The sequence below is a fragment of the Veillonella sp. 27098_8_77 genome (assembly GCF_041431535.1).
GTDB lineage: Bacteria > Bacillota > Negativicutes > Veillonellales > Veillonellaceae > Veillonella.
In genome coordinates this window covers 106,632-132,856 of sequence record NZ_JAPVXW010000003.1, presented here as the reverse complement: position 1 = coordinate 132,856, position 26,225 = coordinate 106,632, and the positions used below count along the sequence as shown (strand labels likewise).

20 protein-coding genes are annotated in these 26,225 nt (G+C 40.3%); 16 read left to right on the top strand and 4 right to left on the bottom strand.

All coding sequences use genetic code 11. The features are described 5' to 3' along the window. Position 1 precedes the first annotated feature (1 nt). From O3617_RS03130 to O3617_RS03070, 13 genes are all read left to right on the top strand, one after another. Positions 2-193: a 4Fe-4S binding protein gene (locus tag O3617_RS03130; RefSeq protein WP_371448601.1), complete on the top strand. Its 192-nt coding sequence runs from the start codon at positions 2-4 to the stop codon at positions 191-193. A 175-nt stretch (positions 194-368) separates the two neighbouring features. Beyond that, positions 369-1,904, top strand: a complete 1,536-nt coding sequence (gene guaA, locus O3617_RS03125) for a glutamine-hydrolyzing GMP synthase (RefSeq protein WP_164733443.1) — start codon at positions 369-371, stop codon at positions 1,902-1,904. Positions 1,905-2,519: 615 nt separating this feature from the next. Then, a complete protein-coding gene (locus O3617_RS03120) occupies positions 2,520-2,747 on the top strand; it encodes a helix-turn-helix transcriptional regulator (protein ID WP_156717823.1) in 228 nt (75 codons plus the stop codon). Between the two features lie 20 nt (positions 2,748-2,767). Beyond that, entirely contained in the window at positions 2,768-3,397 is a 630-nt protein-coding gene (locus O3617_RS03115) for a DUF1819 family protein (protein ID WP_371442202.1), read from the top strand. Between the two features lie 14 nt (positions 3,398-3,411). Further along, positions 3,412-3,969 (top strand): DUF1788 domain-containing protein, encoded by a 558-nt coding sequence (locus O3617_RS03110; protein WP_371442203.1) that lies wholly within the window; start codon positions 3,412-3,414, stop codon positions 3,967-3,969. Positions 3,970-3,981: 12 nt separating this feature from the next. Beyond that, complete coding sequence (gene brxC / locus O3617_RS03105; protein WP_371442204.1) at positions 3,982-7,536, top strand: BREX system P-loop protein BrxC; 3,555 nt, start codon at positions 3,982-3,984, stop codon at positions 7,534-7,536. 10 nt (positions 7,537-7,546) lie between these two features. Next, positions 7,547-11,053 (top strand): BREX-1 system adenine-specific DNA-methyltransferase PglX, encoded by a 3,507-nt coding sequence (gene pglX / locus O3617_RS03100; RefSeq protein WP_371442205.1) that lies wholly within the window; start codon positions 7,547-7,549, stop codon positions 11,051-11,053. A 12-nt stretch (positions 11,054-11,065) separates the two neighbouring features. Continuing rightward, on the top strand, positions 11,066-13,672 hold the full coding sequence (gene pglZ, locus O3617_RS03095) for a BREX-1 system phosphatase PglZ type A (protein WP_371442206.1): 2,607 nt from the start codon (positions 11,066-11,068) through the stop codon (positions 13,670-13,672). Positions 13,673-13,695: 23 nt separating this feature from the next. Continuing rightward, positions 13,696-15,762 carry a protease Lon-related BREX system protein BrxL gene (gene brxL / locus O3617_RS03090; protein ID WP_371442207.1) on the top strand — a complete coding sequence of 689 codons (2,067 nt, stop codon included), beginning with the start codon at positions 13,696-13,698 and terminating at the stop codon, positions 15,760-15,762. 350 nt (positions 15,763-16,112) lie between these two features. Continuing rightward, positions 16,113-16,910, top strand: a complete 798-nt coding sequence (locus tag O3617_RS03085) for a hypothetical protein (protein WP_371442208.1) — start codon at positions 16,113-16,115, stop codon at positions 16,908-16,910. A gap of 541 nt (positions 16,911-17,451) precedes the next feature. Beyond that, positions 17,452-17,868, top strand: coding sequence for a hypothetical protein (locus O3617_RS03080; protein WP_371442209.1), 417 nt, complete (start codon positions 17,452-17,454; stop codon positions 17,866-17,868). 817 nt (positions 17,869-18,685) lie between these two features. Then, entirely contained in the window at positions 18,686-18,949 is a 264-nt protein-coding gene (locus O3617_RS03075; RefSeq protein ID WP_178906331.1) for a type II toxin-antitoxin system Phd/YefM family antitoxin, read from the top strand. After that, the gene (locus tag O3617_RS03070) at positions 18,946-19,428 is read left to right on the top strand and encodes a GNAT family N-acetyltransferase (protein WP_371442210.1); all 483 of its coding nucleotides are present in this window, start codon (positions 18,946-18,948) and stop codon (positions 19,426-19,428) included. The genes O3617_RS03075 and O3617_RS03070 overlap by 4 nt, the downstream gene beginning before the upstream one ends. A gap of 94 nt (positions 19,429-19,522) precedes the next feature. On the opposite strand, the gene O3617_RS03065 is transcribed toward O3617_RS03070, so the two are convergent. From O3617_RS03065 to O3617_RS03050, 4 genes are read right to left on the bottom strand one after another with little or no spacing between them, the layout of a single operon-like run. Next, positions 19,523-20,623 carry a metal ABC transporter permease gene (locus tag O3617_RS03065; protein ID WP_371448600.1) on the bottom strand — a complete coding sequence of 367 codons (1,101 nt, stop codon included), beginning with the start codon at positions 20,621-20,623 and terminating at the stop codon, positions 19,523-19,525. Next, entirely contained in the window at positions 20,620-21,483 is an 864-nt protein-coding gene (locus O3617_RS03060) for a metal ABC transporter permease (protein WP_371448599.1), read from the bottom strand. Before O3617_RS03060 ends, O3617_RS03065 begins: the two co-directional genes overlap by 4 nt. Next, positions 21,480-22,211: a metal ABC transporter ATP-binding protein gene (locus tag O3617_RS03055; protein WP_005381419.1), complete on the bottom strand. Its 732-nt coding sequence runs from the start codon at positions 22,209-22,211 to the stop codon at positions 21,480-21,482. The genes O3617_RS03060 and O3617_RS03055 overlap by 4 nt, the downstream gene beginning before the upstream one ends. Positions 22,212-22,233: 22 nt before the next feature. After that, positions 22,234-23,175, bottom strand: coding sequence for a metal ABC transporter solute-binding protein, Zn/Mn family (locus O3617_RS03050; protein WP_287524179.1), 942 nt, complete (start codon positions 23,173-23,175; stop codon positions 22,234-22,236). A gap of 462 nt (positions 23,176-23,637) precedes the next feature. Here O3617_RS03050 and O3617_RS03045 point away from each other — a divergent pair, with 462 nt between their 5' ends. The 3 genes from O3617_RS03045 to O3617_RS03035 all read left to right on the top strand — a co-directional run bounded on the left by O3617_RS03045 (position 23,638) and on the right by O3617_RS03035 (position 26,080). Further along, on the top strand, positions 23,638-24,114 hold the full coding sequence (locus O3617_RS03045) for an energy transducer TonB (protein WP_005378233.1): 477 nt from the start codon (positions 23,638-23,640) through the stop codon (positions 24,112-24,114). A gap of 63 nt (positions 24,115-24,177) precedes the next feature. Next, positions 24,178-24,528: an energy transducer TonB gene (locus O3617_RS03040; RefSeq protein WP_371448678.1), complete on the top strand. Its 351-nt coding sequence runs from the start codon at positions 24,178-24,180 to the stop codon at positions 24,526-24,528. A gap of 223 nt (positions 24,529-24,751) precedes the next feature. Further along, positions 24,752-26,080 (top strand): DUF438 domain-containing protein, encoded by a 1,329-nt coding sequence (locus tag O3617_RS03035; protein WP_371448598.1) that lies wholly within the window; start codon positions 24,752-24,754, stop codon positions 26,078-26,080. Positions 26,081-26,225 lie beyond the last annotated feature (145 nt).

Sequence of the window (26,225 nt, the reverse complement as noted above, 5' to 3'; positions counted from 1 at the left end):
TATGGGCAATCTAAAATTTGATATTGACGATACCTGCGTTAAATGCGGAGCCTGTGCTGAAGATTGCCCTGTACAATGCATCACCGAAGAAACCACAAAATTTATTATTGGTAGCGGCTGCATCAGTTGTGGTGATTGCTATTCAATCTGTCCCGTTGGAGCCGTGCAAATGCATAAAAAATCCGAACGTTAAAAAGTAATTTGTAACTTTCATACGGAATATATGGAGTGCATATGGTTCCTATGGTATAATAGACTGTAATAAAAAATTGGCGTTTTGTTTGTAAGACGCACCCCCCAGTACAGGAATGTATGGACATTATAAATTGGTGAATATACTTTCACAAATAGATGCATACGGAGGAATTATGGAAAACAAGGAATTTGTTATTGTTGTCGATTTCGGCGGCCAATATAATCAGTTGATTGCACGCCGCGTTCGTGAAAATCATGTATACTGCGAAGTATATCCATACAACAAAGCATTAGAAAAAATTAAGGAATTGAAGCCGCAAGGTATCATCTTTACTGGTGGCCCTAACAGCGTGTACGAAGAGAATTCCCCTAAAATTGAAAAGGAAATCTTTGAACTTGGCATTCCAGTTCTTGGCATGTGCTATGGTATGCAATTTATGGCGCATACATTGGGTGGCGAAGTTAAATCTGCGGACAACCGTGAGTTTGGTAAAACACCTACTAAAGTGGACACTACATCCCCATTGTTTAAAGGTTTGGACGAAGACCAAGTTGTGTGGATGTCCCACGTTGACTATGTAGCGAAAGTACCTGAAGGTTTCGAAATCGTTGCGCATACAAAAGACTGCCCTGTTGCATCTATGCAAAATAAAGAACGCAAATTATACGCTATGCAATATCATGCAGAAGTATTGCACACTGAACATGGTAAAGAAATGCTTCACAACTTCTTGTACGAAGTATGTGGTTTCACAGGCACATGGACAATGGCAAACTATGCAAAAACTGCTATTGAAGAAATCCGCAACACTGTGGGCGATGGTAAAGTGTTGTTGGCATTGTCTGGCGGTGTAGATAGTTCCGTTGCAGCAGCTCTTATCTCTAAAGCTGTTGGCGACCAATTGACTTGTATCTTCGTTGACCATGGTTTAATGCGTAAAAACGAAGGCGACGAAGTTGAAGCAGCTTTCAAAGATTCTGGCATGCATTTCATCCGCGTCGATGCAGAAAAACGTTTCTTGGATAAATTGGCTGGCCTTGAAGATCCAGAAGCGAAACGTAAAGCTATCGGTGAAGAATTCATCCGCGTATTCGAAGACGAAGGCCGTAAAATCGGTTCCGTTGACTTCTTGGCACAAGGTACAATCTACCCTGACGTTATCGAGTCCGGTACTGGCGAAGCTGAAGTTATCAAATCTCACCACAACGTAGGTGGCTTGCCTGCCGTTGTAGACTTTAAAGGTCTTATCGAACCATTGCGTAACCTCTTCAAAGACGAAGTGCGTGAACTTGGTTCTGAATTAGGTTTGGCTGATTACCTCGTATGGCGTCAACCATTCCCAGGTCCTGGTCTTGCTATCCGTGTAATGGGCGAAATCACTAAAGACAAACTCGACATCTTGCGTGATGCGGACTACATATTCCGTGACGAAATTGCAAAAGCTGGTCTTGATCGCAGCATCAACCAATACTTTGCAGTATTAACATCTACACGTACTGTAGGCGTTATGGGCGACTTCCGTACATACGATTACACATTGGCATTGCGTGGCGTAACAACAACAGACTTTATGACTGCTGACTGGGCACGCATCCCTTACGACGTATTGGACACAATCTCTCGTCGTATCGTAAACGAAGTACAACACATCAACCGTATCGTGTACGATATTACATCTAAACCACCTGCAACTATTGAGTGGGAATAAGAATAACAAATAACTTTAGTTATTTCTAAGCTAAATAAGCCTCCTATCTTTTGATAGGAGGCTTTTGTAAATATTGCGGTAATCGTATATTGTAGTGTGATAAACAGAAGTAATCCTATATCATATATCTAGTTGTTTTGCTTACTGAGGAGACATATCAATATAATGGATTGTTAATATTAGGGTTACTGATGTACGAATGGATTAATTGGTATGTTTATAGAAAGTAAACAAAAAAATTTAAAAATATACTTTATTATTTTGCCATCGTAAAGTTATTGTTTCCTTTTAATATATTTCTGATATAATTTAAATTATGAAGTTAGTATGAATATATTATAGTTGCTTATAACTAAAATCATATCATAATAAATAAAATTGCATCTGTAAAATATCAGAGGGTTATGCTGAAATTTGGTAATGCTGTTTACTTGACTCGTAATATAGGCATAAGTTGTAATGTGATATAGTACAATTTTATCTTAAGTCTAATGGATATTATTGTTTGTGAGCCGATAATAAATGATAAATAGAAATTTATTCAGATGATACTATTTTTTGTAAGTATATATTAATACTGAATTTCATTTATAACTGCAATGGCGGAGGTATAGAATGAGAATTAGTTATAATAGATTATGGAAACTTCTTATAGATAAAAGCTTAAAGAAAAAAGATCTAATGAAGCAATGTCGTATTAGTTCAGCATCTGTTGCAAAGCTTACGAGAGGCGACAATATTACAACAGATGTTTTGCTAAGAATATGTGAAGGCCTTGATTGTGATTTTGCAGATATTATGCAGATAATACCTGATGAAGAACCGGAAGAAAAAGAAGTTTAATTCTCCGGTGGAGGATGAATATGTCAGATACAACAAAAGTGACTCTGCAGGCAGCGAGCCCATATAATGCTGCTATAACAAGAGAACAATTTTTATTTTATGAGGTAAGAACTACCGCAAAGTTACTGCACGAAGGATGCAGCTTAGAAGAAGTAGTAGAGCGTATTATTTCAGATAATTTATTTCAGTACCCGACAGAAAAATCAGTGCGCAGGATAGCACTTGCCTGCCTGAGAAGACTGGGGGCACTTGGTGATAATTCTTTAGTGATGGCAATCGCAACACAGCCATCTAATGTAGCAAAGCAGATATGTCTGTATGCTATGATGAAACAGTACCGATTGGTTTGGGATTTTATGATTACCGTCATCGGTGAGAAGTACAGATTATCGGATACTACTTTTGGTAAGATAGATTTGAATAGCTATTTTCTGCGTTTGCAGGAGCAAGATGACTGGGTGGCAACATGGAGCGATTCCACGGTTTCTAAGCTGAAACAGGTAATCATAAAGATGTTAGTTGAAAATGAATACATCGATAATATCAAGTTCACAAAGCTCAATCCGGTATGGCTTCAGCCAATACTTGAGAATGCAATCCGTGAAAATGGTGATGAGATTGCACTTCCTGCATTCAATTGCTTTTCGTAAGGAGGTAGGTCCCGGTGAGCGAATTAAAAGAAAGACTAGATAACCTTAGAGCCTTAATGCAGGAGCCAGAGTTTCTTGAAGGTAAAGGATTGAGTAATGAGGTAAATATACGAATCTTCTGTTATGACCCATCCAATGAGATGATGGTCAGACACTTTATCGAACAGATTATGACAGATCACTCAATGAGCTGTCATCTAATAGAACACAATTTATATGAAGTGTTCCTTTCCATCTGTGAAGATAAGCGTATCGCAAAAACAATATCTGCAATGGAAGAGAAAAAAGGTAAAGAATTTATTCGAGACCAAATGAGCCGTATGGCCAATAATACGGCGTTTGTAAATAAGATGAAATACGAACCGCATGAAGCTGGTGACGTACTCGTCATCACAGGAGTGGGAGATGCATTTCCGTTTATCAGAGTCCATGACCTGTTAAATGCGATGCAACCAGAATTTCCAGATGTTCCGATTCTGGTGCTCTATCCGGGCAATTATGATGGACGTGATGTACAGCTATTTAATCGCCTGAAGAAAAATCCTTACTACCGAGCTTTCAATGTGATCTAAGGAGGAACAGCAATGGTTATTGGACAATTATTCCAAGATGATATTAATCGTAAAATTAATGGCGTCGTTAAAGTAGACCAAGATGCCACAGATGTTCTTGTTCAGGAATTGGACGAGTATGTCATTACCAGAGATTTGAAGAAGCATTTCATTACCTTCTTTAATAATTATGGTGAGTCCTTCCGAGAAGGCACTGCAGATATCGGAGTTTGGATTTCCGGTTTCTTTGGAAGTGGTAAATCCCACTTCCTGAAAATGCTCTCATACCTGCTTGCCAATCAGGAGGTTCAGGGCATTCGTACCGTAGAAAGATTCCGTAAAAAGTTTGAGGATGACCCGGCAACATTCATGCTGATTGATTCTGTTACCAAGGGCCATACAGACACCATTCTTTTCAATATCGATATCGAAGGTTCTATCAATAAGGACAAGACTGCTGTTCTTCGTGTTTTTGCAAAGATGTTCTATAACTATCTTGGTTTCTATGGAGAGAATCTTAAGGTGGCAAAGCTGGAGCAGTTCATCGAAAAGCGTGGAAAGACCGCAGAGTTCCGTCGTGTATTTGAGGAAAAAAATGGTGGTCCTTGGCTTGAGTCTAGAGATGCCTTCGCTTTCTTTGAAGACGATGTTGTTGATACATTGAAAGAAGTCCTCGGTATGAGCGAGGATGCTGCACGAAACTGGTTCAATGGAACCGAGACCGTAGAGACCAGCATCGCACAGCTTGTTTCTGAGATGAAAGACTATGTGGATAATCAACCGGATGACTTCCGTTTGCTATTTATGATCGATGAGGTTGGCCAGTATGTAGGTGGCGACACAGACCTTCTTATCAACCTGCAGTCTCTTGTTGAGAAAATCGGCAGTGAGTGCGGCGGTAAGATTTGGGTTGTTTGTACCGGTCAGGAAGCTATCGATGAAATCATCAAGGCGCGTGAAAATGAGTTCTCTCGTATTCAGGCCCGTTTCAAGACTAGACTTTCTCTGACTTCTTCTTCCGCAGACGAAGTTATCCAGAAACGTATTTTGAAGAAAAAGACTGAAGTGGAACCGGCACTCACGCAGGTATATAACCAGAACGATTCCGTTCTCCGTAACCTGTTCAGCTTTACCGATGCCATGCTGGATATTAAGGGATACACCGGTCCGCAGGACTTTACCAGAAACTTCCCGTTTGTACCTTACCAGTTCATTATCATGCAGAAGGTATTTGCTGAAATTCGTAAGCATGGTAACTCCGGTAAGCACCTTTCCGGTGGTGAACGTTCGATGCTTTCTGGCTTCCAAGAGGCAGCACAGAAGATTCAGGATAAGGACGAGTATGCATTAGCACCGTTCTATCTGTTCTACGATACCGTACATACATTCCTTGACAGCTCTATTCGTCGTGTTATTGAGCGTTGCCAGAGGGCAGCAGATAACGGAAATGGCATTGAGCAGCAGGATGTGGACGTTTTAAAGCTCCTGTATCTTATCCGTTATGTCGATGATATTCCGGCAAACCTCGATAACATTGTTATCCTTATGGCGGATGATATCCGTTTGGATAAGATTACAATGCGTGAAAAGGTACGAGGCAGTCTGGACCGGCTGCTTAGCCAGAACTATATCGGAAGAACCGGTGACACTTATAATTTCCTGACTGATGAAGAGCAGGATATTCAAAGAGATATTTACAAAAATACTCAGGTTGATACATCTGCAATCGTGGAGCGTATCGGTCAGATGATTTTTGCTGATATTTATACAACAAAGAAATACCGTCACGGAAAGTACGACTTCCCATTTGACCAGATGGTAGACACCACTAGCATTGGTGCCATAACCGGAGGTATGAGACTTCGCATCATGACGGTAGCAACGGACACTGTCGAAAAGAGCGAACTTCGTCTTATGACAGAGTCTAAGAATCAGGCAATCGTTGTGCTTTCCGAAACTCCTTACTACGAGTCTCTGGAAAGAGCAATGAAGGTGCGTAAATATGTGAAGCAGCGTAACGTGGCGCAGCTTCCGAAATCCGTACAGGACATCATCCGCAATCATCAGGATGAGGCTACCAAGTATGAGTCCTCTGCAGAAGAAGATTTGAAGAAGGCTATCATCGGTGCTGAGTTTTATGTGGACGGCGAGCATATCGAGATTAAGGGCGGCGATGCCAAGAGCAAGTTGGACCAAGCGCTGGAGTATCTGGTAACGCATGTTTATAGCGAACTTGGCCTCATTACCAAGAATGCCGATACGGATGCAGATGTCCTTGCAGTTCTGCAGGGTGAACATTTGAATGGTGTCATGGCTGATCTTGAAGAAAACCATGATGCAGCTGTGAAAATGGAAGAGTATCTTGAAATGCAGGATGCCAAGAAACTTCCTACTTCGATGGCAGATGTACAGAACCGTTATCAGGCAATTCCGTATGGCTGGAAAGAAATCGATATTGCAGCCATCGCTGCGATGCTGATTTATGACCAGAAGGTTACCATCAAATATGGTGGAGAAACTATCCAGCCGGGTAATCCGAAACTGCCGGATATGCTCCGTAAAAAGAGTGAAATCGGAAAGACAAGCATTTCTAAGCGTCAGGTTATTACGCCGGCTAAGATGCGTGCGGTCAAGGACCTGCTTCGTGAATACTTCGATGTAATGGATGTTCCGGATGATGAAGACGGACTCGTTAGATATATTGTTGAGAAGTTTGAAGAGCAAAAGTCTCATTATGAGAAGCTGAATGAACGCTACGATGGTCACAAATATCCAGATCACCATCTTGTGATGAAAGCTCTCAGCCTAATGGAAAGCGTGCTTTCTCAGCGCAAGGATAATACAGCTCTGATTGACAGACTTCTGAAAGAGGAAGACAACCTTCTCGATAATAAGGATGACATGCAGAGCGTAGAGGGATTCTTTAAGAATCAGGTACAGGTATTTGATGCAGCTGTTCGCATGGAAGTAGAGCTGAGAAACGACCTCTCTTATCTTCAGAAGGAAGAGGAAGCAAATCAGGCCCTGAATCAGATTCATAAGATAACTGTAGTAGAAGCTGGACAAAGTAGTGTTTATAAGAGAATTCCTGAACTGAACGAATTGATGGAAACAGTTTGTGAGGGCCACGGAAGACTTCTCGAAGCAAAGCGTGTTGAGATTCTTGAAATTATTCGTCAATGTTTGGCTGAGATTCATACTCTTGCTGGTGATGTCTATGAAGCTAGAATACTCTCTGAGCGTGCTGATAAGTTCTTTGAGCAGCAGAAAGTAAGAGTAGCAGAGTTCAAAAGTTTGCAACTTCTTGATGGTCTGGTACCGCAGCTGTGTGTATATAAGGATGAGATGGTCGATAAAATCGATAGAATCATTCATTTGAAGACTCCAGTTGCACCTCAGGTCAAAGAGAAAGAAGGTGGAGTTGAGACTCCTCCGGCTCCGAAAAAAGTCATTAAGAATGTATACCGTCAGGTAGTATTCCCTTCTAAGACTTTAGAGAGTCAGGAGGATATCGATGTCTACGTTGAAAGAATGAGAGCATCCCTAATGGCGATGATTAAGGATTGCGACGGAATCAAATTAAGCTAAGGAGACCGTTATGAACAAGAATGCGATAAAAAAATTCGCCATTGAAGCTCGTAGGGCGTTAATCTCTCGTGTGGGCCAGAGGGCGTTGAAATATGGTATTTCCGATAAAGCGGTCGGAAATCCAAATGACGATAGCGTCAATGGGCACCTGCTTTCTTCTACTGAGAAGAAGCAAAGAGCTGCTCTGATTGGGCAGATTAAAGAAAAAGGATACGAGCAGGTTATAGAAGAAGTTGCCTACACATGGTTTAACCGTTTCTCTGCGCTACGTTTCATGGAAGTTAATGGCTACCTCCCTACTAGAGTGCGTGTTTTCACTGATGAGAACAATGCCTTCAAGCCTCAGATTCTGACAGAGGCAATCCACATGGAGCTGGACGGCCTCGATATGGAGAAAGTCTATGCTTATAAGGATGCCAACGATAATGATGAACTGTATAAGTATCTTCTGATTACCCAGTGTAATGCACTGAATAGCGTACTTCCGGGTATGTTCCAGAAGATTGCTGATTACACAGAGCTTCTGTTCCCGGACAACCTTCTTCGTGAAGGCAGCGTCGTTCAGCAGATGATTGAGCTGATTGATGAGGATGATTGGAAGGATGCCGTTCAGATTATTGGATGGTTGTATCAGTACTATAACAGTGAGAAGAAGGACGACGTATTTGCCGCCCTCAAGAAGAATGTAAAAATCACGAAGGAAAATATTCCGGCAGCAACTCAGCTGTTCACACCGGACTGGATTGTCCGCTACATGGTTGAGAACTCCTTGGGCCGTTTGTGGGTAGAAGGTCATCCGAATGATGAACTGAAATCTCAGTGGAAGTACTATCTGGAAGAGGCAAAGCAAGAACCAGAGGTGAAGGCTCAGCTTGCGTCTATTCGTGAAGAGTATAAAGCCCTGAAGCCAGAAGACATTCTGTGCATCGACCCTTGCTCCGGCAGCGGGCACATTCTGGCCTATATGTTTGACGTGCTCGTTCAGATTTATGAGGCTTATGGTGTCGATACCAGAACGGCAGTTGCAAGTATCGTAGAAAACAACATCTATGGTTTAGATATCGATGACCGTGCAGCGCAGCTGGCATACTTTTCCGTTATGATGAAGGCCTGCCAGTATGACAAGAGATTCCTTCGCCGTAAGGTACAGCCGCATGTATACGCCATTGTGGAAAGTAATCATGTTGACAAATATGTAGGTGAATACTTCTGTAATGGGGATGCTAAGCTGAAAGATGCAATGGATACTATTATTGCAGAACTTCATGATGCTAAGGAGTATGGCTCGATCATTACTGTTAGCAATCAGGATTGGGATGCACTATATGCTCGTTTTGATGAAATTCAGAATGAAAGTGTGATGTCTATCTACTCGGATGCGGCATTAAAATTGCGTGAGATTGTTAGAGTTGCAGAAGTTCTGTCTAATCGTTATTGGGTAGTTATTACTAATCCTCCTTACATGGGAGGACGAAATATGAATGGAAAACTCCTTAATAAGATTGTTAAGGAATTTCCGTCTGGAAAATCTGATTTGTTCTCTGCATTTATTTTAAAGACCAGCATGATGACTAAAAATAAGGGCTATACAGGTATGATAACTCAACATTCATGGATGTTTTTATCAAGTTTTGAAGCGCTCAGAAAAGATTTTCTTAATACAAACCTTATAAACATGTGTCACTTAGGGCCAAGAGCTTTTGAGGAAATAAGTGGAGAGGTTGTTCAGACAACAACTTGGGTATCAAGAAAATCACATGTAAAAGGACTAAAGGGCTCTTATGTTAGATTAGTAAGTTATGACAGTCAGAACGAGAAGGAGAAGATGTATGTAAATGGAGAAGCGCCTAGATATGATGTGGGTCAAACACAGTTTGAGAACATTCCAGGACAGGCATTTGCGTACTGGCTAGGTAATCCGAAAGTGTTTATTCAGGGGAAATCGCTTGAACAAGTGGCAAATCCTCGACAGGGAATGAAGACACTTGATAATAATTACTACATACATTTTTGGCATGAAGTTTCTCTTGATAAGATTATGTTTACTGCAATAGATGCTGAGCAAGCAAAATCGACAGGATGTAAATGGTTTCCTATTAATCACGGAGGAGAATACCGCAAGTATTACGGCAACAATTATACTGTCGTGAATTGGTATAATGATGGCGCTGAAATGAAAGCCAATGCTATCAGGAAGTATAACAGCATCACACGTACTATTACTAACATAGCATACTACTTCAAACCCGGTATTACATGGAGTGTTATTTGCTCATATCCATCATTTAGGTGGTATGGAAATGGATTCTTATTTAGCAACGGTGGGCAGTGTGTTGTACCCGATAGTGATGAAGAATTGGAGTATATTATCGGAATACTTAATTCTAAGGTGACAGAGTATTTACTTAATATTCTTTCACCAACATTAGGGTTTGAGTCGGGGTATTTGAAAAAGATACCGATTATTCAAAACCCAGAAAAAAAAGAAAGCGTTATGAAAATAGCAAGGGCAAATATTGAACTTTGCAAGAAAGACTGGGATTCGTTCGAAATATCATGGGATTTTGTTACCCATCCGCTGATTACATATCGCAGCGGATCAGGATATGCTGATGTTCCTATGGATAAGTGGCAGTATCGAATTGCTGATGCATACCAGACATGGGAAAGCAATGCGACAGCTCAATTCGAGTTACTAAAAGAGAATGAAGAAGAACTCAATCGAATCTTTATTGATATTTATGGGCTTCATCATGAGCTTATACCAGAAATTGAGGATAAGGATGTTACCGTTCGTAAGGCTAATTTGGAAAGAGATATTAAGTCCTTCATTTCTTATGTGGTTGGTTGTATGTTTGGTCGATATTCTCTTGATGTCGATGGACTTGTATATGCAGGTGGAGAATGGGATGCTTCCAAGTATTCTTCGTTTGCAGCAGATAAGGATAACATTATTCCTATCAGCGACGATGAGTATTTTGAAGATGATATTGTTGGTCGCTTTGTGAAGTTCGTGGAAGTAGTATACGGTAAAGATACACTGCAAGAGAATTTGAAATTCATTGCTGATGTGCTTGGTGGTAAAGGACAGCCGAAGGAAGTTATCAGAAACTACTTTATGAACGACTTCTATGCAGACCATTGCAAGATGTATCAGAAGCGTCCAATTTACTGGCTGTTCGATTCAGGCAAAAAGAATGGCTTCAAATGCCTGATTTACATGCATCGTTATCAGCCGGATACCATTGCACGTATTCGTACTGATTATGTTCATGAGCAGCAGGCTCGTTACCGTACAGCGATTGCTGACTTGGAGACACGTATTGCAAACTCATCAACCAGTGAGCGAGTGAAGTTGAACAAACAACTCAAAACACTGAATGATCAAGCGACTGAAATTCATGCGTATGAAGAGAAAATCCACCACTTGGCGGACCAGATGATTTCCATCGATCTTGATGATGGTGTGAAGAAGAATTACGAGATATTCAAGGATGTCTTGGCAAAGATTAAATAAGGAGGTGGCAGCATGGCCAGTATGGATTTAGATACAATAATCCGAGATTTGAATAAGCGGTTTGCTGCACCGCTGCCGGAGTTTTATAAACGTCGTATCATCTTCTGGTATGACGAGGATAGAGAGTTTGAGGAGAAGCTGGATGATATTCAGGTGGATAATGCAAAGCTACTGGTGCTTACTGGTACTAACAACTTTACAGCTAAGAAGCTGTTAAATGTAGATGATACCACCAGCAATTATCTGGTTTATAGCCCAATATCCTATGAATCACAGGAAGACAACTGGCTTTTGAATATTGAAATTTACAGTGAAGAGTTCAGGGCCGACTTGGTTTCTATCTGGATGAATGATATTGACCTTCCGGCCACTCCGGACTTCCGTAGACTGGTAAAGGTCTATAAGAAGTTCTTCGGGGCACAGACCAGAAGAGCAGCGTTCGCAAAGCTCAATAAAGGAATCAGTACACCATCACAGATGCATCTTACCGTTATGGCTGCTATCTGTGGAACCGATGATGCTCAGCCTAATAGCATTGTAAAAGCTGTCATCGCAGGTGGAATCGATATGGAGTTCAACGAGGTATTCCGGAGCCTTGTGAACTATGAGGCCGAGGCACCTTTCTGGGCACTTGTAAAACAGGCGACCGGATACTTTGAAGGAGAAGATTCTACCATCGAGAAATTGGTGACGCACATCCTTCTTACAGCAACGACCAGAACGCTCCGTATGGAATATCTGTCAGGACTCGATAGCTTTATTTCCACACCACATCAGGCGTGGTGCTATGATTTCGTATCTGAGTGGATTGCAGGAGATAATAGACAGGAACTTATCGAAATTCTGCGAAATGTGGAAGAAGAGCTTGTTCTCAGAAAAAGATTCAAACAGGTACCATTGGATGACTTGGTAGGCACCGAGGTGTTCCCGTGCGTTAACGAATGCATCCTGACACAGCTCATGACTGAAATCAGTAATCATATTATCAATGTTGATGTGATTACGAATACGGTCGAAAAACGTCGAACTTTGGCATGGTATGAGGATGTGGAATGCTACTACGAGGGTATTCTTCAGGTGGCGAAGATGCAGGCATTCTTCTTGGAGCACTCTACAGGTTTCCATACCGTAGAGGCAAGAAATGTCTGGAAAGAGTACACAGAAGATTACTATCATATGGATACCTATTATCGCCAGTATCACTTGGCATTCGGAAAGAGCCTGACAGTGGGCAACGACCATCTGGATGACCTTTTCAAGCAGGTAACTGATAAGGTGGAAGGTCTTTATACACACTGGTTCCTCGGTGAACTGGGTAACAATTGGTCTGATGCATGCGCAGAAGAGTTGGAGAAATATGGACGCATCATAGAAGTTCCTCAGCAGGAAGACTTCTATAATCAGAAGGTGAAGGGCGAGGACAATCGTGTATTTGTCATTATCTCTGATGCACTCCGCTATGAGGTGGCGGCATCTTTGGCAGAGCGGCTCCGCCGTGAGACACAGAGTAAGGTTGCGTTAGGTTCTTGCGAGGGTATTTTCCCAACCGTTACAAAGTTTGGTATGGCCGCATTGCTTCCGCATAAGCAGTTATCCATTAATGAGCGCAGTAACGGTGACCTGCAGATTCTGGCAGACGGAATGTCTACGGATGCAGGCAATCGAGATAAAGTTCTCAAGGCTGCAAACAGCAATAGCGTAGCACTGAAATATAAAGATATTGCACCGATGAAACGTGCAGAAAGAAGTACGTTAGTTAAGGGCATGGATGTTGTTTACATCTATCACGATAAGGTGGATGAAGCAAGCCATACTTCTGATAGCATGGTATTCCCGGCATGCGATGATGCAATCGAAGAAATCAAAAATATTGTGAGAATCATCCGAAATGAGTTCAGAGGTACTCGTGTGTATATTACTGCCGACCACGGATTCCTTTACACATACAGTCCGCTGTCTGAGGATTTTAAGGTGGACAAGACGACACCGAGTGAGCAGGATGTGGAGATTGACCGTCGTTATTTGATTACTCGTAAGGGAGCAAATCCGAATTATTTGCTTCCGGTGAAGTTTATGGATGATGGTTACGATGCCTTCGCACCGAGAGAAAGTGTCCGTATTAAGAAAAAAGGTGGCGGACTCAATTTCGTACATGGTGGCATCAGCCTTCAGGAGATGGTGGTTCCGGTTATCGAATATCATTATCTTCGTAACGATTCCAAGGCTTACCAGCGCAACAAGGCTAAGTACGATACGAAGCCGGTAGAAGTAGGACTTCTTTCTGCAAGCCGTAAAATCAGTAACATGATATTCTCACTGAACTTCTATCAGAAGGATGCGGTTGGCGATAACCGCAGCGCAGTAAACTATTTGTTGTATTTTGTCGATTCTAATGGAAAACAGATAAGTGATACAGCAAAGATTATCGCAGATAAGACCAGTGATAACGGACAGGAGCGAACATTCCGTTGTAGCTTTAATCTGAAATCACTGAAATATGATAATAGAGCAAGCTACTATTTAGTCATCGCAGATGAAACAGGTCTGCAGATGCCGCAAAAAGAAGAGTTCCAGATTGACATTGCATTTGCGGTAGATGAATTTGACTTCTTTAGTTGATGCCGCCAATGGGAGGATTGCAAATGGACAATGTATTTGAAACGGGCGAAAGCTCCCGTGAAATCATAAAAGACAAACTCCGCCAGCACTTTGATGGCAAGATTGTCCGTAAAGACCTGACCAAGAAAATCAAGGAAGGCGCTAATGTACCTGTTTATGTTCTTGAGTTTCTGTTGGGCCAATATTGCAGTTCCGACGATGATGAAGTTATCGAGCAGGGTGTGCAGAATGTAAAGCGTATCCTTGCTGATAACTTTGTAAGACCAGATGAAGCGCAGAAGATTTTGTCAAGGCTTCGTAGCCGTGGCAGCCACACAGTCATTGATATGATAACGGTTAATCTCAATATGAGGGACAATATCTATCAGGCTGACTTCTCTAATCTGGGCATCAGAGGAATACCTATCGCTGACGAATATCCTGAAAAATATGATCGCCTGCTTTGTGGTGGTATTTGGTGTATTGTTCAGCTGAGTTATGAGTACATTGAAGAAGAAAAAAAGAATGGCACACCGATTCGAATTACAAAGTTGACTCCGATTCAGATGCCACGTATAGACATAGAAGATTTGAAACAGGGCCGTCAGGCTTTTACCAAGGAAGAGTGGCTGGATGTTATGCTGCGCTCGATTGGCATGGAGCCAGATGAATTATCCTATCGTGAGAAGTGGCTTCTTCTGACCCGTATGATTCCGTTGGTAGAGAACAATTTCAATTTCTGTGAACTTGGTCCTCGAAGCACCGGTAAATCTCATCTTTACAAGGAGATTTCTCCGAATAGTATCCTTGTGTCTGGTGGACAGACGACGGTAGCAAACCTTTTTTACAACATGGGACGCAAGACAGTCGGCCTTGTTGGATTATGGGATTGTGTTGCCTTTGATGAAGTAGCAGGTATCAAATTCAAGGATAAAGATGGCGTGCAGATTATGAAGGACTTCATGGCATCCGGCTCCTTCGCACGAGGCAAAGAAGAAAAAGCTGCATCTGCATCTATGGTATTTGTAGGTAATATTAATCAGAGTGTGGATGTTCTTCTGAAGACATCAAGTCTGTTTGATCCATTCCCTCCTGAAATGGGAACTGATACAGCATTCCTTGACCGTATTCATTGTTATTTGCCTGGTTGGGAGATTCCAAAGTTTCGTCCGGAGCATTTTACAAATGACTATGGATTTATCAGCGACTACCTTGCAGAGTTTATTCGTGAGCTTCGTAAGGAACAGTATGGGGATACCATAGATCATTATTTCCGTCTTGGCAAGAATCTCAATCAGAGAGATACCATCGCCGTGCGTAGAATGGCGGATGGATATTTGAAGTTGCTGTACCCGGATGGCAGTTTTACAAAAGAAGAAGTAGAAGAAGTTCTTCAGATTTCTTTGGAGATGCGCCGCCGTGTTAAGGAGCAGTTGAAGAAGCTGGGAGGTATGGAGTTCTATGATGTTAATTTCTCTTACATAGATAACGAGACGTTTGAGGAGTATTATGTTTCTGTGCCTGAGCAAGGTGGCGGTAAACTCATTCCAGAAGGAATGTGCAATCCGGGACAGATTTATACTGTCTCCCAGGGGAAAAGTGGCATGCTTGGTGTATTCCGCTTGGAGAGTCAGATGCTTCCGGGTAACGGAAAGTTTGAGAGAACAGGTATTGGTAGTGACCGTGATGCTAAGGAATCCACAAACATTGCTTTTAACTTCCTAAAGGCAAATGGAAAGCGTATTAGCTCTTTTATCAGTACCACAACAAAAGATTATATTATTAATTACCAGGATTTACAGGGAATAGGCATGACTGGAAAATTGGCCCTTCCTACATTGATTGCGATATGCTCTATTGCCCTCGGGAAACCAACACTTAGTAGTCTTGCTGTACTTGGTGAAATCAGCATAAGTGGAACCATGATGAAGGTGGACGAGTTGGCAAATTCTCTGCAGGTATGTTTGGATAGTGGAGCAAAGAGAGTGCTCTTACCTATTACATCGGCAGTAGAGTTGGGTGCAGTACCGTCAGATCTGATTGGAAGCTTTAATTTGATTTTCTATAATAGTGCTGAGGATGCTGTTTTTAAAGCACTTGGTGTAGAGTAAAGTACTATAGAAATACGTTTGTTTAATAAAGAAAAATGATATGTGATATATAAACAAAGGCTAATAATTTGTTTCTGTATCGGGATATTATGATTTCCAATTCGAAAGAAATAGACGATTTGAGTTTGATTTAATTTGAGCTTGATGTATTCTAAGAAAAATATATATAAGTTAATTGAGTGGTTAATAATGGAAGTATTACAAAAGGAGTTGTCATATTGTATTACAAGTTCTGTTATTAATTGAGGGAAAGCCAGTTTATAATGCGATGAATATATACTTTAAAGGAGTTATGGTATCTATAATATGAAACTGTAGATTTTTTTGGCTCATTTGAAATAGAGGTTAGAATGAAATATGTTGCTTTTTTAGATATATTAGGATTTAAGAAGAAACTGAATACATTTAAAACACACAATCAGGCGATAAATTATATTAGCAAATTTTCTAGTATTGTATATAAGGAATTTAAAAAGTTAAAAGAAACGAATAGTATAAAGGGATATATTGTTAGTGATTCAGTGATTTTATATTCAACGAATAGTGAATTTGAATCTTTAATGAGCTTAATCAGTTTAATTAATAATATATGTAGAGCTGCGTTTAAAGAAAACATTTTAATTAGGGGAGGACTAACTAAAGGTCATTTTGATAAAGTGCCAGCAAGTGAACTTAACAATCTAGAAAAAGGATTAATTGTTGGTGATGCATATGTTAATGCTTTGAATCAAGAGGGTTTTGTAAAAGCAATAGGGGTTACTATTTCTAAGGATGTAAAAGAAGATCTTTTTAAGCATAATAAGAGTCATGATAAAAGTATTAATATAGATTTAATTTTACTGTCTAATATATCTAGTTTAAAACAGAAAAATAAAGAATATTATTGGTTTAAATATATTGATATAGACTTTTTATTTAACGATGATAATCTTAAAAAGTTTATCAGAATGGCGGTAGACTCTAATTATTTACCACATTACTTTAATACATTGAACTTTGCTGTCAGAAATGAAAGAAATAAGCAAGAAATTCAAAAGCTTTTTGATCAAATAGTAAAGACTCTAAATGAATTAGGCGGTAATAATGAGGATTTAGTTTCCAAATTCAATAAAAGTGTATTTGTAGATAAAGTTTACCTTGAGTCTTAGTCAAAATTTGTTCAATCTTTAAATGATTATTTAAAGATTGAAGACTAATTATGGGCTATAAATTATATGTATCAATTGTAGCTCCTCTTTGCTAGAGGGTACCAATTATGAGTTGTTTAATACTCATGAAATTTGTCCTACTTACAAAGGTAAAATGTACTTTGTGAATGAGAGGTTCAAAGCACTTAAATAGTAATTAATACGGAGGGGTTATGATTACTATTGTTGATGGAAAAACGTATTTAGATTAGGTAAAATCATTAATTCAAGTGTATACGTAATAGCTTGGTCGAGATTTATTCTTTCAGGATTAAGATAAGGAATTAGCAGATGTAGCTGAAAAATATATGGCACCCAATGGTGAGTTATTGGTAGACATCAATATTGAGAGGGAATAAGAATAACAAATAACTTTAGTTATTTCTAACCTAAATAGGCCTCCTATCTTTTGATGGGAGGCTTTTGTATTTTGTACAAAAATTGGTATACTGATTTTAAGTTATAGATTTTTGTTTAAACAGTTGTTTGAAAATAGAGGGCTATGAATATAATAAGGTCTTTTGGCGAGTATCCCAAATATTCTCTCCACGATGCAAGGGTACAGAAAATAGAATATGTAGACGATAGTTTAATCTTTACATTTGACTATATTTTTTCTTATGAGAATGGTATTGAACAAACTCATAAGGCCAAGATTGTATTTGAGAAATGTGATGTTGATGATCTAGAAATTCTTGTCTTTAATAGTACAATATTAGATACTTTCACAGGTAAAAGGATTGAATTACCTCAGTATCAGCAGGAGTATAGTGAAAGTGAGTTCGAGGTCATTACAGAGACTTATAACTGGGGTCGAGCTGTACTCCAAGGTTGGTTATGGAGTGAAGGGAATCCCGTACATTGTATAATGAACATATACTTTACAGGTGATATGGTATATGTAGTTGATGAGGCTTGAAATGAGCGATTTAGATCTTACTATTTGCTGTACAGTTATTTTCTTCAGCAAGAAGAGGGGAACTCCACCGAATTTGGATAATAGAAAGTATTGCCCTCATCTTGTTATAAAGGGCTATGAATAGCTGTTAGGTGTAAACTTTATTGATGGTGAGGATGTTACCTTTGATAAACAAATAGGAGCTAATGCGCTACCACTTTATGAAACTGTAGATTATTCTGCTCTACAAGCAGGTACTGAGTTCTTTATCATGGTAGGCGGAAATATTGTTGGTGAAGGGATTGTAAAAGAAATCTTTCAACATAAACCAATGGGAGAAAATAATCATGGGCTATAAAAATGTATGTACTAATTGCCGGATTTCCTTGTCTGAGGGTACGAATTACGAATTATTTAATACAAATAAAACCTGTCCCATATGTAACGGCAAAATGTACTTTGTGAACGAGAAGTTCAAAGCTCCTAAAAAATCTAATGATAAAGAATGGAAGATTATCGAGTATTTGTTGTTGAACGGCTATGATTTTAGAAATCCTATTTATGGAACTGAGAGATATATGTATTTCGAGTTTCCAAAGACCTTACAGGAGGCTGAGGCATTCGTGCGTGAGATGAGAAAGTTATAGTAAACTATATGAGCAAAGCGCTTTAATGATATGTAAATGAGCATTATCATATTACATAGTATATAAATTGATAATAGAATATGTATAGTAAAGGCTACACAAGAGACCATGTCTTGGTGTAGCCTTTAGTGGTTAAACAGTATATACTTAGGGTAATAGCAACATAAATTTTAAAGAGAGGAGGCAAAACTATGTGTGAAGTAACAATAACACAAGCTACAGCAGAATTGCCTATGCTTGTAAAAAAACTACAGACAGGAGAAGAGTCTGTTGTGTATATCAAACAAGATGGACGGACTGTAGCACAGCTTACACTATCTGAAGACAATAGGCAAACAGAGTCTAAAGTGGATGTGTCGAAACGTATAGGCATTGCAAAAGGTAAATTTAAAATGCCAAAAGATTTTGATAAATGGGATAAAGATATAGAAGAAATGTTTGGAGATACAAGATGAATATACGTAAAGCCACTACTGATGATTTAGACATTGTTACAAATATAGAATCTACCTGTTTCCCACCAGCCGAAGCAGCCCCTCGCGAAGCGTTTAAAGAACGCCTTGCTCATTATGCAGATTATTTCCTAATTATTTTTGATGGTGATACGCCAATCGGTTTTATCGATGGCTTCGTAACAGATGATGAAATCTTAACAGATGAGATGTTCGCTGATGCATCCATGCACAATCCAAATGGTGCTTGGCAGATGATATTTGGACTAAATACAATGCCAGAGTATCGGAATCACGGTGTAGGAGGCCAGTTGATTGAAGCTTTCATAAAGCTTGCTAGAGAAGAAAACCGAAAAGGTGTAATTTTGACATGTAAGGAAGAAAAGATTCATTATTACGCCAAGTTTGGCTTTGTGAATGAAGGTGAATCTGAATCTGATCACGGCGGTGCTAAGTGGTATCAGATGCGTGTTGTGTTCTAGCCATATAATTAAATACAAAAGAAGAAGCTGAAATCTTGCAGAGTAGCATTGATTTCAGCTTCTTTTTTTGTTAGGAAAAGTATTGGTGTTGTATTTAAATAATTTCTTTGACCTGTGCCACACCTTTATCGGTCAGCATATAGTACCCATTTGTCACATACAAGAGACCTTGTTTCTTTAGGTGTGATGCGGCTTGGTGTGTATAGTCTGGTTTCCAGTTTAGGTGTTCGTGAATGGTGCCAATGCCGTTTTCAATGGCAGCCACAGGCGTATTCATATGGGTATAGATGTGACAGAGCATCATTGTTTCCCGATAGTGACGACGCAAGTGGCGTTGGCGACGATAGGTGGCGATATAGCCCGTCTTTGGCGTACAAATAACGGCGATTAATAAGGCTAAACCAATGGTCGTTGCGATAGCGCCGGCAATTGATACGTCTAAGGTGAAAGCAACTTCTGTGCCAATAACAGCACAGATAATGCCGATGATGATACTGCTAATGAGCATGGCCTTCACAGAGTCCGTCCATAAATAAGCGATGACTGCAGGTCCAATCATGAGTCCAATAACGAGGATGGCACCTACTGCTTGGAAGGAGGCCACTACGGTGAGGGATACCATGGTCATGAGCACATAATGGATGAGGGCTGGCATGAAGCCGAATAGACCGGCTAGTAATGGATCGAAGGTGGATAGCTGCAGTTCCTTATAGAAGAGTACAACTAATATGAGGTTGATGAGTGCAACCCCTAGGGAAATCCATAGTGATACAGGACCTAAGTCAGTGGAGTTTACAATCCATCTATCGAATGGGGCAAACGCGATTTCGCCCAGTAATGCCGTATCTACGTCGAGGTGTGCGTTACCGCTGTAGAGACTGACAAGAATGATAGCAATGGAAAAGAGGAGAGGAAAGATGATACCGATAGACGCGTCTTCGTTGACGAGGCCCGTGTTATGGATCATTTCCGTAAGCCATACAGTTCCTACACCGACTAAGGTTGCTCCTACTAGAAGTAAGGGGGAGTTTAAGTCTTCCGTTACAAAGAAGGCCAGCACGATACCGAGAAATACGGTGTGCGTAATGGCATCAGCCATCATGGACATACGGCGTAGAACTAGAAATACACCAGGTATAGCGCACGCCATAGATACCGCAATAGCGATGAGTAAAATTTCTGTATGTACTGTCATGGGGCACCTCTTTTACGATATTGCCATAAAATGCCTCTATTAGGTGCGAAAATGAGGCTCAATAGGACGATAATCGACAGAATCACGATGATAGCTGGACCGGTGGGTAGTTTTTGTACTGCTGTGCTCCAAATGGTACCGCCCATAGCAGATACCATGCCGAAAAGTCCTGCTAGTATACACATGGTACTTAGCTTGTTCGTCCACTGACGGGCTCCTACGGCCGGTGCAATGAGTAGGGAGCTAATCAGGATAGCCCCTACTGACTGAATACCGATGATAATGGTCATGATTAATAGAGCACGATACAAAATGAGGGTAAAGGTAACGGGAATCTGTAATGTTTTGGCATATTCCACGTCAAAGGAAATGAGCTTTAGCTCCTTCCAAAATAGTGCGGTTAATACGATGATGAGGAGTGCTGCTGCCGATGTAATGTACACATCGCGAGCTAATATGGTGGCTGCCTGTCCAAATATAAATTTTGAAAGCCCTGCCTGACCTGCATTGTTTAGACTTTGAAGGTAGGTGAGTAGAACCATACCAAGACCAAAGAAAGCAGATAGTATAGTAGCCAGAGCACCATCAAATTTGATTTTACTGTTTTCAACGGTGATGGTAATGAGCCATGCCGCAGTGATAGAGGACAGGGCAGCACCTATAATGAGTACCTCAATGTCTTTTATACCGGTCAGCAAGAACGCGATGACTACACCAGGCAGTGCAGCGTGGGAGAGGCCGTCACCGATGAGGCTTTCTTTGCGCAGTACTGCGAAGGTGCCTGCAATACCACTGGCAAGGCCCAAGAGAGCCGTGCCGAGCAATACCATCTGTGTCGTATAGGATTGGAGTATGGTCATACAATCCTCCCCTTGCCGTAGGTGCGCTCGATGGCTTCATCGGTAAAGGTCTCTGCTACGGGACCATAGGCAACAGTTTGCTTATTGACCATCGTTACCCAGTCGAAATATTGAGGTACCGTATTTAAATCGTGATGTACGACAATCACCGTTTTGCCACGCGCTTTCATTTCTTGTAAAAGAGAGATAATGGCGTGCTCCGTCGTTTTATCGACGCCCTTGAAAGGCTCGTCCATGAGGTAAATATCTGCCTCTTGTACGAGGGCTCTCGCAAGGAATACACGCTGTTGTTGGCCCCCTGAAAGTTGACGAATTTGCCTGTTTACATAGTCGCTCATGCCCATTTTTTCAATCATGGAGAGGGCGAGTTCCTTATCCTTTTTACTTGGTCGTTTGAACCAACCTAGATGACCATAGCGACCCATAAGTACGACATCTAATACGGTAGTAGGAAAGTCCCAGTCTACGCTACCGCTTTGAGGGACATAGGCGATTTTCTTGTAATCCTTTTTGTCCATCGCAAGGTGATGGTCGATATAAAACTTAACACTACCTGAGATAACTGTTAATAGGCCTAACATGGCCTTTAATAATGTAGATTTACCGGCTCCGTTAGGACCGACGATGGCCGCTAAGGAACCGATGGGTACCTTCATATCTACGTCCCATAATACGGGTTTTGTCGTATAAGCTACGGTCATATCTTCAACTTCAACGGCCCATTCCATAGAGACCTCCTTTTATCATTGTTTATTTAAGTGCTTTAACGATGGTATCGATATTGGCTTTTACCATGCCGATATATGTGCCGCCTTCAGTGCCTTCAGAACCGAGGGAGTCGGAGTATAATTCGCCACCGATAGCAACGTTCCAGCCTTTAGCCTTAGCTGCTTCTTGAACGGCTTCAATTGTTTTGTGCGGTACAGAAGATTCTACGAAGATTGCTTTAATTTTGTGATCTACGATGAATTGAACAAGTTCATTTACATCTTGTGTGCCTGCTTCTGTAGCAGTACTAACACCTTGTAAACCTTTTACTTCAAAGCCGTACGCGCGAGCGAAGTATTGGAAGGCATCGTGTGCTGTTACGAGAACGCGAGATTCTTTAGGAATTGATTCTGCTTGAGCTTTGATGTATGCATCTGTTTCATCTAATTTAGTGAGGTATGCATCATATCGTTTTTTGAAATCCTCTTTGTGAGCTGGATCTGCTTTTGAAAGTCCTTCGTATACAGCCTTGGCTGCAAGTTTCCAATTCGCTACATCGAACCAAATATGAGGGTCTTTAGTTTTCACGCCATTTTCTTCGTCAAAGTCGAGTAGAGTAGCTGAATCAATGGCGTCGGATACGCGGATAGTAGCTTTATTTTGTTTTGTTAAATTGTCAAAAATGGAACCCATTTTACCTTCTAAATGAATGCCGTTGTACACCACAACATCTGCCTTAGACATAGTTGTTACATCGCCGGCGCTCGCTTGATAGAGGTGAGGATCTACGCCAGGACCCATGAGTCCTTGTACAGACACATGGTCACCGCCAATTTCTTTTACTAAATCCGTTAACATCGTCGTAGTGGCAACGACGTTTAATTTCTTCTGGTTGTCTTGTGCTGCATCTTTTCCACAGCCTGCTAATGCGAATAACATAAGTGCTAATGATACGACTATTAGCAAGATTCGATTGAATTTCATAATAAACCTCCTTTTATAGGTACTGAGTTTAACATCTTTGGTTATCTTGTTAACTGCCCTTATTTAAGTGGAAAAATAGCCGCTACTAACGTAGCGGCTAGTGGCAGTTATACAGTTTTCTGCTAAGGTCACGATCGTTTAGTGGATGAGAGATTGTAGATGGTTTGGCCCAACGAGGGCAACGATACCAAGTACCATCATGACCTTCATTTGAATACGCTTTCTACGTCTCATGATGAACCTCCTTTGTGTAATTTTTTTGTCATATCAACTTGATATGTAAGTCCGAACAGTTATCTTGAAATCAATATATCATAAATGAGAAAAATTATCAATAAAAATTATTCTATACATATATTTTTTACTAATAGACTACATTTTGCAGTTAGGTATTTTTTTCTTCATCTTTATCGAGTATTATATATGTATATTTATTATATTAATTTCGAGGGGGAACAAACCATGAATATATTAACTCGATTCGCGTGTGCTGCTGTTCTTACATTTGCGGTAGGTGCTATGATGCCGGCTCATGCTGATGCGGCTGCGGGTAGATTTACAGAAGCACCTCGCGAGGTATCCATCGTTAAACCTACGATGCCAGCTATTCCAAATGGAATTACCGTAGCTGATCATATGCGTGTACGATTCCTAATTAACAAACAAGGCAAGGTTGAAAATGTCTTTGTAGAACAATCCTCTGGTTATGGTCCTGTTGATGAGGCTGTGAAAGCTGCTATTAGACAATGGGAATTTACTCCGGCTATTGGCACAGATCAAAAAGCCCATGCATCCATCATAGGCATGACAATTACATTGCCAAAGGGTAATGCTCCAGCTAAGTCCGGCAATGGTAAATTGACGGTAGACAAATCACAGTCTAACGATAATCATGCGTCTGATGTGAATGCGAAAGCGAATGGTCCTAAGGCAAAATAAGGAGTGAAACAGTCTAGGACTCAATAATGAGAGTAGTCATAAGACTAAATGAGGAGAAAGATGATGAGTAATGTATTGCGTTGTGTTGCCTTAACGGCATTAATTATGTCCATGTCTGCCGCTGTTTCCATAGCGGCCACACCTTATGAAGCGCCAAAAGCAGTATCTACACCAGGCTTTGATTCTGGTGTGCTACATGGTTATGCCGGTGATGCAACTGTTGTTAATGTAAACTTTACTATTAATACAGATGGATCCGTTTCTCATGTAGAATTACAAGGGTCTACTGGTAGTAGTGATGCGGATGCATCTATTGTGAACACAATTTCTACATGGAAATTTACACCGGCTACGGATAGCAATGGCAATCCTGTAGAGGCATCTAAAACTGAATATATTAATTTAAGGAATTAATAGAAGGCACTCATACATTGTATGGGTGCTTTTTTATGTGCTGGTGAAAGTACTTAAGGATTTAATTATATTGGGTGAAAGTGTTTTGTGGATCAATTGTCTTGGAAAATGTATCTGTAGCAACTGAAAATTACTTTCAAAATGGATATAATAAAAGTATATTTAATATAGTAATAATATATTGTATATACTAATAGTCTTTGACCCCTGGAGGTATAAGTGTATGAATCCATTACAGCAAAAGCTAGATATTAATAACGAACGGTACAGAATTATTGTATCTATTAAAGAGGATTATTTAGACGGTAAATTATCCTTGGAAGAGGGTAACCGTATTTTAAAAGAAAAGTTAGGTACTTGTACGCCTGACGAATTTGCTTATGCAGAGCAAAGTTTGAAAGGTGTCTATAAGGATGAAGAAATACTAGACAAGATGGATGATTTGTTGAATTTATTTGACGGTGTATTAGTGCGTGCCGAAAATGAGTACCCAGAGAATCATCCGTTGTGGGCTTATTTAGAAGAAATTAATGCGGTTGAAAAGGTAGCTCTTGAAGCGGATGAACTGTTAAAACAAGATAAGTTTATTAAAAATCCTTGGCTTGGTGTTTTTGATTCCTTAGCAGAATGGCGTATCCATCTATCCCGTAAGCAAAATCAATTATATCCAATGTTAGAAAATCATGGGTTTGATCGTCCAACGCGGATTATGTGGACCTTTGATGATGGCGTGCGCGATGCTATCTCTGCATCCTATGCATTGCTTCGTGAAGATAAATACGAAGAATTCCTAGCATCTGTTCCAGAAACACTGGCAAAGTTGCGTGATTTGAACTCTAAGGAGTTAGAGGTTTTATTGCCAACATCCTTTAAATTATTAAGCGATGAAGAGTTTGTGCGCATGAGCAAAAATGACCATGAAATCGGTTATGCTATTATTAGCGCACCAGGTTTATATGTAGTGCCAGGTATTAACGATTCCGCAGCCCAATTAAATGGAAATGCTGTTGATCAAAATAGTGCAGTATCTAATGAGTTCCTAAACGATTTAGCAGGGTTATTATCCAAATACGTTGGTCCTGTAGGTGGAACACAAGTTGGCAAGGATACAGTCCTAGATGTGGCCACTGGCAAATTGACCTTAGAGCAAATTAATTTGTTGTTCCGTCATCTGCCTGTGGATTTATCCTATGTAGATGAAAATGAACTCGTTAAATTCTACAGTGATACACCACATCGCATTTTCCCTCGTAGTGCTAATGTTATTGGCCGTGAGGTGAAGAATTGCCATCCTGCTAAGTCTGTTCATGTAGTAGAAGAAATCGTGGAGAAATTCCGTTCGGGAGAACAAAGCCAAGCAGAATTTTGGATCAATAAACCGGGTTTGTTTATCTATGTTATCTACACGGCCGTGCGCGATGAAAATGGTAAATTCCGAGGCGTACTAGAAATGATGCAAGATTGTACACATATTCGTGAATTAGAAGGTTCCCGTACATTGTTGACTTGGGATAAAACTGACTTTGTAGGCGATAATCAACGCATTTATTAATAAAAATAAAAAGTAACTTTATTATTACAAAATGTGTTGCACTAATTTAAAATAAATATACAATAATTTACTTTTGTTCATCTCTTTCGTGTATACAAATTTATTAAAAACAGGTAAAATAGAAATTATTAGAAGTATTTTCAAT

Bases quoted from the DNA above. Each gene is read 5' to 3' on its own strand.
- guaA (WP_164733443.1), top strand. From the start codon at position 369: ATGGAAAACAAGGAATTTGTTATTGTTGTCGATTTCGGCGGCCAATAT.
- O3617_RS03070 (WP_371442210.1), top strand. From the start codon at position 18,946: ATGAATATACGTAAAGCCACTACTGATGATTTAGACATTGTTACAAAT.
- O3617_RS03060 (WP_371448599.1), bottom strand. From the start codon at position 21,483: ATGACCATACTCCAATCCTATACGACACAGATGGTATTGCTCGGCACG.
- O3617_RS03055 (WP_005381419.1), bottom strand. From the start codon at position 22,211: ATGGAATGGGCCGTTGAAGTTGAAGATATGACCGTAGCTTATACGACA.
- O3617_RS03065 (WP_371448600.1), bottom strand. From the start codon at position 20,623: ATGACAGTACATACAGAAATTTTACTCATCGCTATTGCGGTATCTATG.
- brxC (WP_371442204.1), top strand. From the start codon at position 3,982: ATGGTTATTGGACAATTATTCCAAGATGATATTAATCGTAAAATTAAT.
- brxL (WP_371442207.1), top strand. From the start codon at position 13,696: ATGGACAATGTATTTGAAACGGGCGAAAGCTCCCGTGAAATCATAAAA.
- O3617_RS03050 (WP_287524179.1), bottom strand. From the start codon at position 23,175: ATGAAATTCAATCGAATCTTGCTAATAGTCGTATCATTAGCACTTATG.
- O3617_RS03045 (WP_005378233.1), top strand. From the start codon at position 23,638: ATGAATATATTAACTCGATTCGCGTGTGCTGCTGTTCTTACATTTGCG.
- O3617_RS03085 (WP_371442208.1), top strand. From the start codon at position 16,113: ATGAAATATGTTGCTTTTTTAGATATATTAGGATTTAAGAAGAAACTG.
- O3617_RS03120 (WP_156717823.1), top strand. From the start codon at position 2,520: ATGAGAATTAGTTATAATAGATTATGGAAACTTCTTATAGATAAAAGC.
- pglX (WP_371442205.1), top strand. From the start codon at position 7,547: ATGAACAAGAATGCGATAAAAAAATTCGCCATTGAAGCTCGTAGGGCG.
- O3617_RS03040 (WP_371448678.1), top strand. From the start codon at position 24,178: ATGAGTAATGTATTGCGTTGTGTTGCCTTAACGGCATTAATTATGTCC.
- pglZ (WP_371442206.1), top strand. From the start codon at position 11,066: ATGGCCAGTATGGATTTAGATACAATAATCCGAGATTTGAATAAGCGG.
- O3617_RS03115 (WP_371442202.1), top strand. From the start codon at position 2,768: ATGTCAGATACAACAAAAGTGACTCTGCAGGCAGCGAGCCCATATAAT.
- O3617_RS03080 (WP_371442209.1), top strand. From the start codon at position 17,452: ATGAATATAATAAGGTCTTTTGGCGAGTATCCCAAATATTCTCTCCAC.
- O3617_RS03075 (WP_178906331.1), top strand. From the start codon at position 18,686: ATGTGTGAAGTAACAATAACACAAGCTACAGCAGAATTGCCTATGCTT.
- O3617_RS03035 (WP_371448598.1), top strand. From the start codon at position 24,752: ATGAATCCATTACAGCAAAAGCTAGATATTAATAACGAACGGTACAGA.
- O3617_RS03130 (WP_371448601.1), top strand. From the start codon at position 2: ATGGGCAATCTAAAATTTGATATTGACGATACCTGCGTTAAATGCGGA.